The organism is Roseinatronobacter alkalisoli, from assembly GCF_028745735.1.
GTDB classification, from domain to species: Bacteria; Pseudomonadota; Alphaproteobacteria; order Rhodobacterales; family Rhodobacteraceae; genus Roseinatronobacter; species Roseinatronobacter alkalisoli.
Window position 1 is genome coordinate 266,294 of sequence record NZ_JAQZSM010000001.1, and the last position, 13,190, is coordinate 279,483.

12 protein-coding genes are annotated in these 13,190 nt (G+C 58.8%); 3 read left to right on the forward strand and 9 right to left on the reverse strand.

All coding sequences use genetic code 11. The features are described from left to right. Positions 1 to 13 precede the first annotated feature (13 nt). Genes PUT78_RS01350 through PUT78_RS01360 form a run of 3 tightly spaced genes read left to right on the forward strand, consistent with a single transcriptional unit; the run spans position 14 to position 3,036 of the window. On the forward strand, positions 14 to 586 hold the full coding sequence (locus tag PUT78_RS01350) for a hypothetical protein (RefSeq protein ID WP_274350218.1): 573 nt from the start codon (positions 14 to 16) through the stop codon (positions 584 to 586). After that, positions 540 to 956, forward strand: a complete 417-nt coding sequence (locus PUT78_RS01355) for a response regulator transcription factor (protein ID WP_274350220.1) — start codon at positions 540 to 542, stop codon at positions 954 to 956. The genes PUT78_RS01350 and PUT78_RS01355 overlap by 47 nt, the downstream gene beginning before the upstream one ends. Next, positions 949 to 3,036 carry a 3'-5' exonuclease gene (locus PUT78_RS01360; protein WP_274350221.1) on the forward strand — a complete coding sequence of 696 codons (2,088 nt, stop codon included), beginning with the start codon at positions 949 to 951 and terminating at the stop codon, positions 3,034 to 3,036. Before PUT78_RS01355 ends, PUT78_RS01360 begins: the two co-directional genes overlap by 8 nt. 78 nt (positions 3,037 to 3,114) lie before the next feature. On the opposite strand, the gene PUT78_RS01365 is transcribed toward PUT78_RS01360, so the two are convergent. The 9 genes from PUT78_RS01365 to PUT78_RS01405 form a co-directional block, all read right to left on the reverse strand. Continuing rightward, positions 3,115 to 4,041 carry an electron transfer flavoprotein subunit alpha/FixB family protein gene (locus PUT78_RS01365; protein WP_274350222.1) on the reverse strand — a complete coding sequence of 309 codons (927 nt, stop codon included), beginning with the start codon at positions 4,039 to 4,041 and terminating at the stop codon, positions 3,115 to 3,117. Continuing rightward, entirely contained in the window at positions 4,041 to 4,802 is a 762-nt protein-coding gene (locus PUT78_RS01370) for an electron transfer flavoprotein subunit beta/FixA family protein (protein WP_274350223.1), read from the reverse strand. Before PUT78_RS01370 ends, PUT78_RS01365 begins: the two co-directional genes overlap by 1 nt. A 118-nt stretch (positions 4,803 to 4,920) precedes the next feature. Then, on the reverse strand, positions 4,921 to 5,493 hold the full coding sequence (locus tag PUT78_RS01375; RefSeq protein WP_274350224.1) for a cob(I)yrinic acid a,c-diamide adenosyltransferase: 573 nt from the start codon (positions 5,491 to 5,493) through the stop codon (positions 4,921 to 4,923). 2 nt (positions 5,494 to 5,495) lie between these two features. Further along, positions 5,496 to 5,702, reverse strand: coding sequence for a twin transmembrane helix small protein (locus PUT78_RS01380; RefSeq protein ID WP_274350467.1), 207 nt, complete (start codon positions 5,700 to 5,702; stop codon positions 5,496 to 5,498). Between the two features lie 76 nt (positions 5,703 to 5,778). Continuing rightward, positions 5,779 to 6,606, reverse strand: coding sequence for an SDR family NAD(P)-dependent oxidoreductase (locus tag PUT78_RS01385; RefSeq protein ID WP_274350225.1), 828 nt, complete (start codon positions 6,604 to 6,606; stop codon positions 5,779 to 5,781). Positions 6,607 to 6,624: 18 nt separating this feature from the next. Continuing rightward, complete coding sequence (locus PUT78_RS01390) at positions 6,625 to 8,031, reverse strand: sigma-54-dependent transcriptional regulator (protein ID WP_274350227.1); 1,407 nt, start codon at positions 8,029 to 8,031, stop codon at positions 6,625 to 6,627. A gap of 8 nt (positions 8,032 to 8,039) precedes the next feature. Continuing rightward, complete coding sequence (locus PUT78_RS01395; protein ID WP_274350228.1) at positions 8,040 to 8,414, reverse strand: Hpt domain-containing protein; 375 nt, start codon at positions 8,412 to 8,414, stop codon at positions 8,040 to 8,042. A 292-nt stretch (positions 8,415 to 8,706) separates the two neighbouring features. After that, the gene (locus tag PUT78_RS01400; protein WP_274350230.1) at positions 8,707 to 10,599 is read right to left on the reverse strand and encodes a propionyl-CoA synthetase; all 1,893 of its coding nucleotides are present in this window, start codon (positions 10,597 to 10,599) and stop codon (positions 8,707 to 8,709) included. Positions 10,600 to 10,801: 202 nt separating this feature from the next. Further along, positions 10,802 to 13,081, reverse strand: a complete 2,280-nt coding sequence (locus PUT78_RS01405; RefSeq protein ID WP_274350232.1) for an NADP-dependent malic enzyme — start codon at positions 13,079 to 13,081, stop codon at positions 10,802 to 10,804. Between the last annotated feature and the right edge of the window lie 109 nt (positions 13,082 to 13,190).

A 13,190-nucleotide genomic window follows, 5' to 3' on the forward strand; every position in this document is an offset into this window, starting at 1 on the left:
GGACCAACCCAACATGATCATGGAATTTCTGGCAGTTATTGTCGCGGGCTTCGGCGGCTTTGGCGTGGCACATTTCCTGCACCGGATAAGTTGGCGAAGCCTGCCTGACTGGATTGCCCCTTTCGGGGCGGCCGGGGGCATGCTGCTGATGGTAATCTGGCTGGAATACACATGGGCCGGGCGGTTTGAAGCTGGACTTCCTGACGATGTGACCGTCGTCAGCAAGAACGAGGTCCGCATCTGGTACCGGCCCTGGACCTATATTGTCCCGCTGAGCACCCGCATCACCGCGATTGACAACCGCGTGCGGCAGACCAATCGCGTTAACCCGGATCTGGTATTGACCGGGATTGTCCTGAAGGAACGCTGGGCGCTGACCTTCGGGTTCCAGTCCCTGTTCGACTGCGCCAATGCCCGTCGTTCCGACCTGACCGAAGGCACAAGGTTGGATGACGCAGGCATTCCGCTGGACGCCGAATGGTATCAGCTGACGCCCGATGATCCGTTTCTTACCGTCGCTTGTGGAGGAGGAGCCGCATATGGAGGACCGCGCGAAGAAGGTGCAGATTCTGGTGGTCGAGGATGAAGATAACATCGCCATAGCGCTTGATTACCTGCTGACTCGCGAAGGATATGAACAAACCCGCCTGGCAACCGGGGCCGGCGCCGTAGAGATGATCCGCGACAACAAACCCGATCTGGTGCTGCTGGACGTCATGCTGCCCGAAGTTTCCGGATATGACATATGCCAGACCGTGCGCGCGGACCCCGATTGCGCCGATGTCCGCATATTGATGATGACAGCGCGGGGGTCGGCCATGGAACGGCGCAAAGGCCTGGCCATGGGGGCGGATGGCTTCATTTCAAAGCCGTTTGAACTGAAGGAATTGCGCGAAGAAGTGCGCAAGATACTTGCTGGCGAATCCCCCCGGCCAGAGGATCGCACTGATGCTTGAAAAGCTTGGCCTGCGCGTCCGTATCCTGCTGTTCTTCGCGCTGCTTGCAGTGGGCGCTGTGGCGGCGGTGGGCGTTGCGGGCTGGCTGGTTGTGTCGCGCAGCGCGGTTCCCGATCTGGCAGCAGCAGTTGCGCAGGCCGGGATTCTTGCGGGTTTCCTGATCCTGTTTCTGGTGACGGGCATATGGTATCTGTTTGACATGAATGTCGCGCGCGCGATTGACGGGCTGGCCAATGCCATCCGCACCCGTGCGCATGCCGATATCCATGACGATCTGGGGCGCGACAAGGACCGCGCGCGGTATCTTGGCGATCTGGCACCGGCGGCGGCGGAAATATCGAGCGCGCTGGCGCAGACCCGTTCGGCGCTGGCAGAATCGGTCGCGCGGGAAACCTCGCGCCTGTCGGGGGAAAAGGCGCGGCTGGAAAAACTGCTGGCGGATGTGCCGGTTGCCGTGCTGCTTTGCACTGCCGATTATCAGCTTGCATTCTATAATGGACAGGCCGTGACCATTCTGGAAGCGGGCGGTGCGCCGGGGCTGGACCGCAACTTGCTGGATTATCTGCGCGAAGGTCCGGTGCGTCATGCCTATGAACGTCTGGCGAAGCTGAATGACCCCGAAGCCGCGTCCGACCTGATCTGCGCCACGACTGGCAGCGGGCGCTTGTTGTCCGGCCGGATGCGGGTGCTGCGACGCACCGAACACACACCGCGCCCCGGTTTTGTGCTGACCCTGCGTGATGTCACCGCCGACCTGGCGGCCCATGCCGCGCGCGAGGCCCTGCTGGCAGAAGTGTTTGACCGTGTGCGCCGCCCCGCAGCCAATTTACAGACTGTCATCGGGGTTATTTCCGAAGACAAGGACATGGCGCATTCCGCAGATCTGATGGACGCCATGCTGTCAGAGGTGCAGGGCCTGACCACTGCGATAACCGAACTTGGTCAGCGCTATGACGCCGGGCGCAATGACTGGCGGCCATTGGCGCAGATCCGCTCTCCTGATCTTATGGACGGGGTTGGCGCGCAGTTTGAAACCCTTGGTCTGGACTTGCAGACCGAAGGGCCGGAATTGATGCTGACCTGTGACGGGTTCGAACTGGCGCTGTTGCTGCGCTGGCTGGGGCAGAAACTGGCCCAAGCGGGGCATTCCCGCAGCTTCCGGCTGGTGCTGGCGGAAGAAGACGGGCCGGGCGCAGTGCTGGATCTGGTGTGGCACGGCCGGTCCCTGTCGGTGGGGGTGTTTGATTCCTGGTTGTCAGAACCGCTGGACCCTGACACCCCCGACCTGACAGCGCGCGCTGTCCTGAACGCCCATGCAACCGAAGCCTGGACAGAAACCCGCAGCGATGGTGTGGCAGCGGTGCGTCTGCCCATTCCCAATGCCCGCCGCGCCACAACCCGCCCGGCCCCTATTCAGCGCGAAGTCGTCTATGATTTTGAATTGCTGTCCAAGGCGCGGAATGCAGGCGTGCTGGAAAGCAGGCTGGAAGATCTGACCTATGTTGTGTTCGACACGGAAACCACGGGCCTGACCCCGTCCAGCGATGAAATCGTGCAAATTGCCGCAGTGCGCGTGGTCAATGGCCGCCGCGTCAAGCGTGAGGTGTTTGACACATTGGTTGACCCCGCGCGCGCAATCCCGCCTTCGTCAACGGAAATACACGGCATAACCGACGATATGGTCAAGGGTGCCCCCAGCATGACGGAAGCCGGAAAACGGTTTCACGATTTTGCGCGCGGTGCGGTTCTGATTGCGCATAATGCGCCATTTGACATGGAATTCCTGCGCAGGCACGAAAAATCCATGGGCGTGCGGTTTGATCATCCGGTGCTGGACACAGTGCTGCTGTCTGCGGTCGTCTATGGCCAGCTGGAGCAGCATTCGCTGGACGCGCTGACCGCGCGTCTGGGCATTACCATCCCGGAAGAGGCCCGCCACACCGCCATCGGTGATACGGTCGCCACGGCTGATGCGTTCCTGAAGTTGATGCCCATGCTGAAATCGCGCGGGCTGCTGACATTCGGGGATGTTCTGGGTGAAGTGCGCCGCCATGGGCGGCTGTTGAAAGACCTGAACTGAGCTTTGATTTGCGCGCACTCGCAATAAAAAAGGCAGCCCTGTTAATGGGCTGCCTTGTCGAATTGCGCAAGCCGTGGCCTACAGCTTTTCGGTCAGTTCCGGCACCAACGTGAACAGATCGCCCACCAGCCCGTAATCGGCCACCTGAAAGATGGGCGCTTCTTCGTCCTTGTTGATGGCAACAATGATCTTGCTGTCCTTCATGCCGGCCAGATGCTGGATGGCACCCGAAATGCCGACCGCGATATACAGGTCTGGTGCAACGACCTTGCCGGTCTGGCCCACTTGCCAGTCATTGGGCGCATAGCCGGAATCGACAGCAGCGCGCGATGCGCCCACAGCAGCGCCCAGCTTGTCGGCCAACCCTTCGATCAGTCTGAAGTCCTCTTCGGACCCGACGCCGCGCCCACCGGACACAACCACCTTGGCCGATGTCAGTTCAGGCCGGTCGCTGGCGGCAACCTTGTCTTCAACCCATTCCGACAGGCCAGGGTTTTCCGCCGCTGAAATATTCTCGACGCTCGCAGAGCCGCCCTGACCCGCAGCTTCAAATGTCGATGTGCGCAGCGTCAGAACTTTGGTTGCATCACCGGACTTGACCGTCTGGATGGCATTGCCCGCATAAACCGGGCGTTCAAACGTGTCGCCATCGACAATGCCGGATACATCAGACAGGACCATCACATCCAGCAGGGCCGCGACGCGGGGCAGGATGTTTTTAGCATCCGTTGTCGCGGGGGCCACGATATGGGTGTAGTCACCCGCCAGGCTGACAATCAGCGCGGCTGTGGGTTCGGCCAGACGATGCCCGAGGCTGGCATCTTCCGCGCACAGAACCTTGGCCACGCCATCGATTTTCGAGGCGCTGGCAGCGGCATCCGCAGCACTTGCCCCCGCGCACAGAACGGTCACGTCGCCCAGTTTTGCGGCCGCAGTGACCGCCTTGGCGGTGGTGTCCACGTTCAGCACACCATCAGTGACTTCAGCCAGAAGAAGAACCGCCATCAGATTACCCCCGCTTCATCTTTCAGTTTCGTCAACAATTCATCTACCGAGGCAACCTTGACCCCTGCGGAACGCGCAGCGGGTTCGGTCGTTTTCACGATTTCCAGCCGCGGCGTGACATCAACGCCGTAATCCGCCGGTGTCTTTTCATCCAGCGGCTTTTTCTTGGCCTTCATGATGTTCGGAAGCGACGCATAGCGCGGCTCATTCAGGCGCAGGTCCACACTGATAATTGCGGGCAGTTTGACCTTGATGGTCTGCAAGCCGCCATCCACTTCTCGGGTGACCGTGGCGTGATCCCCGTCAATGGATACGTCGGATGCAAAAGTGGCCTGTGCCCATCCGGTCAGCGCACCCAGCATCTGGCCGGTGGCATTCATGTCATTATCGATTGCCTGCTTGCCGCACAGAACGATTTGCGGCTGCTCCTCGTCAATCACGCCTTTCAGCAGTTTGGCCACGGCCAGCGGTTCGATATCGGTGTGGACATCATCAGCAGCAACAATAAGGATCGCGCGATCAGCCCCCATCGCCAGCGCTGTGCGCAGGGTTTCCTGCGCCTGTTTCACGCCGATGGATACGGCCACGATTTCCGATGCGAGGCCCTTTTCCTTCAGGCGGATCGCTTCTTCAACAGCGATTTCATCGAACGGATTCATCGACATTTTGACATTCGCCAGATCGACACCGCTGCCATCCGCCTTGACACGGACTTTCACGTTATAGTCGATCACGCGCTTGACCGGCACCAGAACCTTCATCGGCGTATATCTCCCTTTCGCAATGCTTGGTAGGGTTCTAACGAGTTGCAGTTGCAGAAAACAATGCAAAAACGACATGATCCCAGTGATCGACGCCGCGTTACAGCATATGTCTGCGCTAACGGTTCGCGCCCGGAACCCAAAGAATGTCATCTGCGCCATTGTCATTGGCGACACGGCCCGCAACGAACAGCCAGTCCGACAGACGGTTCAGGTATTTTACCGCCGATTCGTTCACCCCTTCGACAGTTGACAGGGCGACGGTTTCGCGTTCGGCGCGGCGTGCCACTGTCCGGCACAGATGCAGATGCGCGGCCAGTGCCGACCCGCCGGGCAATATGAAGCTGCGCAACGGTGACAGATCAGCATTCATTGTATCGATTTCACGCTCCAGCCTGTCTACCTGCGCCGGGATGATGCGCAGGGGCGTGTATTCGGCCTGTGCGTCGCGGTCCATCTCAGGGCGGCACAGATCCGCACCCAGATCAAACAGGTCATTCTGGATGCGCGAAATCGCCGACACCATATCACCGCTGGCATGCAGCCGCGCCAGTCCCAGTGTTGCGTTCAGTTCATCGACAGTGCCATAGGCGGTCACGCGCTGCGAATGCTTGGCGACACGCACGCCATTGCCAAGCGCCGTTTCGCCGGAATCGCCCGTGCGGGTGTATATCTTGTTCAGAACAACCATGGTCAGGCTCCTTTTGAACGGAAATAGGCGAAGGCGACAATCAGCACCACGGCCACAAACTGCGCATACAGCCGGTAGCGCATCATCCGGTTGCCATGCTTGCGGTTGAATTCGCCGCCTTTGGCGAACCCGCCGATTCCGATCATCAGCACCACCACCACCACAAGCGACGCAAATGCCGCAATCAGGAACATCGGGTCTTGCAGCAACATGTCAGATACTCCCTTCGGTCTGGGTGCAACTTAATCGTCCCGTCGCTGATTGCGAGGGGAAATCCGCCCGGCGCTACAATTTGCCCAATACGCGATCCAGCAGGCGGGTTGGCAGTACACGGCGCAGCCCACCCAGCAAATAGGTGGGCGTGGTCACGTAATAGCGTGGGCGCGGGCGGCGGCTTTCGATTGCTGTAATCAGGCAGCGGGTCACCGCATCAGGCGGCAGCTCAAAGAAATCGGGTTCCGATTTGTCATATAGGCGTGTCAGCAGTGTGTCGCGATACTGCTGCGCGCGCGGGCTGTTTTCCCAGTCGATCCACCGTTCGAAATGCGGGATCGAATTCTGGCGTATTCTGGATGTCACTGGCCCCGGTTCGATCAGGACCACATGAATCCCCGTGCCTGCCATTTCCAGACGCAGGACATCTGACATACCTTCCAGTGCGAATTTCGTGGCGACATAGGCCCCCCGCCATTTCAACCCGGCCAGCCCCAGAACTGATGAATTCTGTACAATGCGCCCATACCCCTGCGCGCGCATCACCGGCAGCACCGCGCGGGTCAGTTCATGCCAGCCGAACAGATTCGTTTCAAAAATGCTGCGCAGCGCATCTGTCGGCAGGTCTTCGGTCGCGCCGGGTATGGCGAATGCACCATTGTTGAACACTGCGTCCAGCGTACCACCTGTGCAGTCCAGCGCCCGGGCAAGGGCAGCGTGGATTGTCGTATGGTCCGTGTAATCCAGCACAAAGCTGTCCAGCCCTTCGCCGCGCAACCGGTCGCAGTCAGCGGGTTTGCGGCAGGTGGCGAAGACCTGCCAGCCGCGTTTTGCCAGTGTATGCGCCGCGTTATGGCCGATTCCGGATGAACTTCCGGTTATCAGAATGGATCGCATCATGCCCTTTCGCACCGGGCGTCATTCGTCAGTGGACGCCCATGTGTCGCGCTTGCGATAGATGGTGGAGGGGGCAATGTCCAGTTCCCGCGCGGCCTTGGGGACTGATCCGGCGTTACGCCGGATGGCAGAAGTGATCACCAGTTCCTCTATCTGGGCCATCGTCATGCCGCTAAGCACATCGGCCGGTGTTGCACCCGTTGGCATGCTGTCCGAAATGGCGGATTTCCCGGACTTACCATGCGCCGACAGTTCCGGCGGCAACATGTCGGGGGTTACGACCGGGCCATCATGCAGCACGACCGCAAGGCGCAGCACATTGACCAGTTCCCGCAGATTGCCGCGCCATGGCGCATTGCGGAAGATTATAGAGGTTTCCGGCGCAAGGGCGGTAAAGGTCTTGCCTTCTTCCTGTGCGATCTGAACCAGAAGATGGCGGGCCAGCACGTTCACATCTTCACCGCGGGCACGCAACGGCGGGACATGAATAGGAATAACGAATAACCGGTAATACAGATCCTCGCGCAGTTTGCCGGCGCGGACATCTTCGGCCGGATCGCGCGTTGCGGCACAGATGATGCGGACATCTACCCTGACCTGATCGCCGCTGCCCAGGGGGGCAACTGTACCATGCTGCAGGAAATGCAACAGCTTGGCCTGCACCGTAGGGGTCATGTCATGCAGGTTTTCCAGAAACAGGCTTCCTGCATCTGCCTTGATCATGGTTCCCGGTTTGATGCCGCTTGCCGGTGCATTGCTGCGTTGCGCTTGGCCGAACAATTCGGCTTCCTGCAATTCATGCGGGATTGCGCTGCAATTGAACGTGACAAAACGATTTTTTGAGCGCGCGGATTTCAGGTGCACTGCGCGGGCGCATAATTCCTTTCCGGTGCCGCTTTCGCCCAGCACAAAGACTGGCGCCATGGATGTCGCAACCGCGCTGATCTTCTGATAAAGCTGCTGCATCACTTCTGACTGGCCCAGAAATGTTGAATCGATGGCGTCGGCGGTGTGTTCATTGCCCTCTATGTCCGCGGGTAAATCCCGTCGGCTTTCCGCATGGGCATTGGCGACAGCGCTGATCAGGCGGATGTCACCCAAGGGTTTGACCAGAAAATCATGTGCGCCCGCGCGCGTTGCTTCGACAGCGGCATTGATCGAACCATTCGCGGTAATGACAATGATGCGTGTGTTCGGCTGCAAGGCCAGCATTTCGCGCATGACCACCATGCCGTCAGAATCCGGTAGCATAAGATCAAGCAATACCACGCTTGGCATGGCTTCGGAAAACTTTGCTAATGCTTGCTGACCGTTGGATGCACAAATGGTATTGTAGCCTGCCTTGCGCAGAATGGTGCGATACAGCATTTGCAGGGACGGCGTGTCCTCTACCAGAAGCAGTGGCGACAATGTTGACTGGTTACTCATAGCTACATTCATGTAATAAGACTCTCAATACTCTGTTCCAAAGCGTCGCGAACACGATCACACAGCGCAGTGAATTCAGGCAAATGGCTGGCAAGCGCCTCGCCGTCCTTGTCCCGTGCCAGTACTTCGGCGCGCAAGGAAACATCTGCTAGCTTATGCGCGCCGATGGTAAGTGCAAGACCTTTCATTTCATGGGCGATCATGTGGATGGCTTTGAAATCCGGCTTTTCGCCCAGATCCAGCCTGGATATCTGCGCATCTGCGCTGTCGTGTATCCGCGTGAAATCATTTGTCAGTTGCTCTGCCAAAGCAGCTGCTATTTCAATTCCACCCGCTTCCAACAGAGCGGCGAGAGTTTCATGATCGAGGACCTCGGAAGTCATAATTTTGCCTGAATTTCAAAATAAGCTCTGTACCAGAGTTCTAACCTATCGCAGTGCTATAGTATAGCCGTCAGATTTCAACCTGACGGAGAGCGATGTTCTGTTCTGACTTCAGGAAAGACAATATTTTCCCGATTTTACAACCCACCTTTCCGGTTGTCCGGAAACGGACGCGGGCTTCATCGGAATCACAGAAGAAGTGTTCGGGTCGGCTGGAATTGGGATGCCGCATTACCAAGGGATGGCGGGCATGAAAAGGGGCGCGGCGGTCTGGTCCCCGCACCCCTGTTTTTCAGGCTTTCGGAAAGCCCAGCCCTGCAAGGGCGTGCGAAATTTCAGTCAGAATGGCCGGGTCGTCGATCGTAGCAGGCATTTTGTAATCCTTGCCATCGGCGATGCTGACCATTGTACCGCGAAGAATTTTTCCTGACCGCGTTTTGGGCAGACGGTCCACCACCACGGCCAGCTTGAACGCCGCGACGGGGCCGATCCGGTCGCGCACCAGCCTGATGCATTCAGTCACAATTTCGGCATTGTCGCGTGTTGTGCCGGAATTCAGGCACAGAAAGCCCAGGGGCAACTGGCCTTTCAGCGCATCAGCAACGCCGATCACGGCGCATTCGGCCACATCGGGATGGCTGGCCAGAACCTCTTCCATACCGCCGGTGGACAGGCGGTGTCCGGCAACATTGATCACGTCATCGGTGCGCGCCATGATATAGACATACCCGTCTGCGTCCATATAGCCAGCATCGCCAGTCGCGTAATAACCGGGAAACTGGTCCAGATAGCTTTTGCGAAAGCGGTCCTGCGCATTCCACAGGGTCGGCAATGTGCCGGGGGGCAGGGGCAGCTTGATGGCAATCGCGCCCAATGTGTCGGCGCCGACCGGATTGCCCGCCTCATCCAGAACATGAATGTCATAGCCGGGCATGGCGACAGCGGGCGACCCCAGCTTGACAGGCAGGGGTTCAACCCCCATCGGATTTGCCGCGATCGGCCAGCCGGATTCGGTTTGCCACCAATGGTCTATGACAGGTACTTTCAACTGGTCCTGCGCCCATTCGATTGTATCAGGGTCCGCGCGTTCCCCGGCCAGATAGACGGTTTTCAGACAACTCAGGTCATATTTGCCGACAAATTTGCCTTTGGGGTCTTCGCGTTTGACGGCGCGGAATGCGGTGGGCGCAGTGAAGAAACTTTTGACCTTATGCTCGGAAATCACCCGCCAGAAGGTGCCTGCATCCGGCGTGCCTACTGGTTTGCCTTCGAACACGATGGTGGTGTTACCTGCAATCAGCGGTGCATAGCAGATATAGCTGTGCCCCACGACCCAGCCCACATCAGATGCGGCCCAGAACACGTCACCGGGGTCCACGTCATAGATGTTCTTCATTGTCCATTGCAGCGCGACCAGATGCCCCGCTGTTGGGCGCACAACGCCTTTGGGTTGTCCTGTCGTGCCGGAAGTATACAACACATAGGCCGGGTGGTCGCCTTCGACCGGGACGCATTCGGCGGCAGGAATGCCGTATTGAAAGGCATGCCAGTCAAAATCCCGGTCATCGGTCAGTTTGGCCACTTCCTGTTCGCGTTGGAAAATAACACAGAAATCAGGCTTGTGGGATGCCTGCTCAATCGCGCCATCCAGCAACGGTTTGTAGTGGATGACACGCCCCGGTTCCAACCCGCAGGACGCGGCGATAATGCATTTTGGCTGCGCATCATTGATCCGCACGGCCAGTTCGTTGGCGGCAAATCCGCCAAACACCACGGAATGAATGGCCCCAAGCCGCGCGCAGGCAAGCATCGCTTCCAGCGCTTCGGGGATCATTGGCATGTAAATGATAACGCGGTCACCCTTCTGCACGCCTTTGGCGCGCAACGCACCGGCCAGGCTGGCCACGCGGTCGCGCATTTCACTATAGGTCAGTTCGCGTTTGGAATGGGTGACAGGGCTGTCATGGATGACTGCCACCTGATCGCCGCGCCCCGCCTCCACATGGCGGTCCAGCGCGTTCCAGCAGGTATTGACCAGCCCATCCCTGAACCAGTGATACAGCGGCGCGTCGTCGTCAAACAACGCCTTGGACGGGGGACGAACCCAGTCGATGGCCTGCGCCTGTTCCATCCAGAACCCGTTTGGGTCCGAAATCGACCTTTGGTGCAAATCGGCGTAGCGCATGGCTGTCCCTCCCGTGAACCTGAACATAGGCAAGGGGATAGACGACAGCACCGCAGGCGCGCAATCATGTTAACGGGAACAAATCCCGCGCAGCGCAAAAATTTGCACAATGGCTTTGCAAATTTTTGCAAATTCACGACGACACTGCGTTTTTCAGGCAATCCGGCGCCGGGTTTGCAAACCCAACGCCAGAATCGCGCCTCTATCCGTAAATGGAAACGGGCGTCCCTGCCAGCGCTGACATGTTCAGCAATCCACGCGCGGTGATTGACGGGGTGACGATATGCGCCGTGTTGCCCATACCCATCAGGATTGGTCCGACTTCCAACGCATCGCCGCGCATTTTCAGAATGTTGCGTACCCCGCTTGCCGCGTCGGTATTGGCGAATATCAGCACATTGGCGGGTTCTGAAAAACGGGCATTGGGAAACATGCGTGACCGAAGTGCGGGGTCCAGCGCCGCATCGACATGCATTTCGCCTTCATAATCGAAATCCAGCCCCGCCGCGTCCAGTATCTCAAGCGCGGCGCGCATGTTGCGCCCTGACGGGGTGTCCAGATTGCCGAACTGGCTGTGCGAACATAGCGCAATCTTGGGGTCCAGACCAAAGCGGCGCACGTGGCGGGCCGCGCTGATGGCTGTTTCGGCAATTTGTTCGGGCGTGGGGTTCGGGTGGACCTGCGTGTCGGCGATAAACAGGTTTCCTTCCTGCTGGATCATCAGGCTTAGCGCGCCCACAGGGTGACGTTCCTTGCAGCCCAGAATTTTGGTGACATAGTTCAGGTGCCACAGGAACTGGCCGAATGTCCCGCAGATCAGGCTGTCCGCATCACCGCGATGCACCATGATTGCGCCGATAGCGGTGGTATTGGTGCGCAAGATGGCGCGCGCAAGGTCCGGTGTTACCCCGCTGCGTTCCATCAATGTGTGATAGCTTTGCCAGTAATCGCGGTAGCGCGGGTCATCCTGCGGGTTGACCAGTTCGAAATCCTGCCCCGGTTTGATCGACAGGCCCGCGCGTTCCAGCCGCATGTTCACCACATCGGGCCGCCCGATCAGGATAGGCACTTCCGTCGTTTCTTCCAGCATGGCAGAGGCCGCGCGCAAGACGCGTTCATCCTCGCCTTCGGCGAAGACGATGCGCCGTGACGCGGCGCGCGCCGCTTCAAACACCGGGCGCATGATCATGGCTGACCGGAAGACCGACGCATCCAGTTTAGCCTTATAGGCGGTCAGGTCGTCCAGCGGGCGTTTGGCCACACCGGATTCCATGGCCGCCTTGGCCACGGCGCTGGCCACGACACCCATCAGCCGTGGGTCAAAAGGTTTCGGAATCAGGTAATCTGCCCCGAAACTCAGCTGTTCACCCTTATAGGCCGCCGCCGCTTCGGCGCTGGTGGTGGCGCGGGCAAGGGCGGCAATCCCGTCCACACAGCCAATCTGCATGGCGTCATTTATTTCCGTGGCGCCCACATCCAGCGCACCCCGGAAAATAAACGGAAAGCACAGCACATTATTGACCTGATTGGGGAAATCAGACCGGCCAGTGGCAATAATGGCATCCGGGGCAACTTCGCGCACTTGATCAGGCAGGATTTCCGGGGTCGGGTTGGCCAGCGCAAAGATAATGGGGCGGCTGGCCATGCGGGCTACATGTGCTGCTGTCAGCGCACCTGGACCGGACAGGCCCAGGAACAGATCCGCGCCATCGATGATGTCATCAAGGGTACGTTTGTCCGTGGCTTGCGCGAATGCCGATTTCTGCGGGTTCATATCCTGCGCGCGCCCTTCATAGACCAGCCCGTGAATGTCGCACAGCCAGATATTCTCGCGCCGCACCCCCAGTTTTACCAACATGTTCAGGCACGCAATCCCCGCGGCCCCGCCGCCGGTGCTAACAATCTTGATATCCTCGAACGCCTTGCCTGCGACGCGCAGCGCATTGGTGGCGGCGGCGCCGACAACAATAGCGGTGCCGTGCTGGTCATCATGGAAAACCGGAATTCCCATGCGTTCGCGGCATATGCGTTCTACAATGAAACAATCAGGGGCCTTGATGTCTTCCAGGTTGATGGCCCCGAAAGTGGGTTCCAGCGCGCAGACAATATCCGCCAGCCGTTCGGGGTCCGGTTCGTTCAGTTCTATGTCGAAACAGTCGATATTGGCGAATTTCTTGAACAGAACCGCCTTGCCTTCCATAACGGGTTTGGATGCCAGCGCCCCGATATTACCAAGGCCCAGAACCGCAGTCCCGTTGGTGACCACGGCGACCAGATTGCCCCGCGCGGTGTAGCGTGCCGCGTCCTCGGGGTTGGCCTTGATTTCCATACAGGCTTCTGCAACGCCGGGGGAATAGGCGCGCGATAGGTCATAACCATTTGCCAGCGGTTTGGTTGGACGCACTTCCAGCTTACCCGGGCGCGGGTATTCATGATAGATCAGGGCTGGATGGCGGTTGTCATCCGATGGCAGGTCGGTCATGTTGATGCCTCGTGTTTGGTTTTGTTTAGTATTAAACTAAACAGCAGCAAGGGCAAGTTCTGCTTTCCCGGCTGCGGGTCGCTGGTTTGGGCTGAAGTTGCTATCGCCT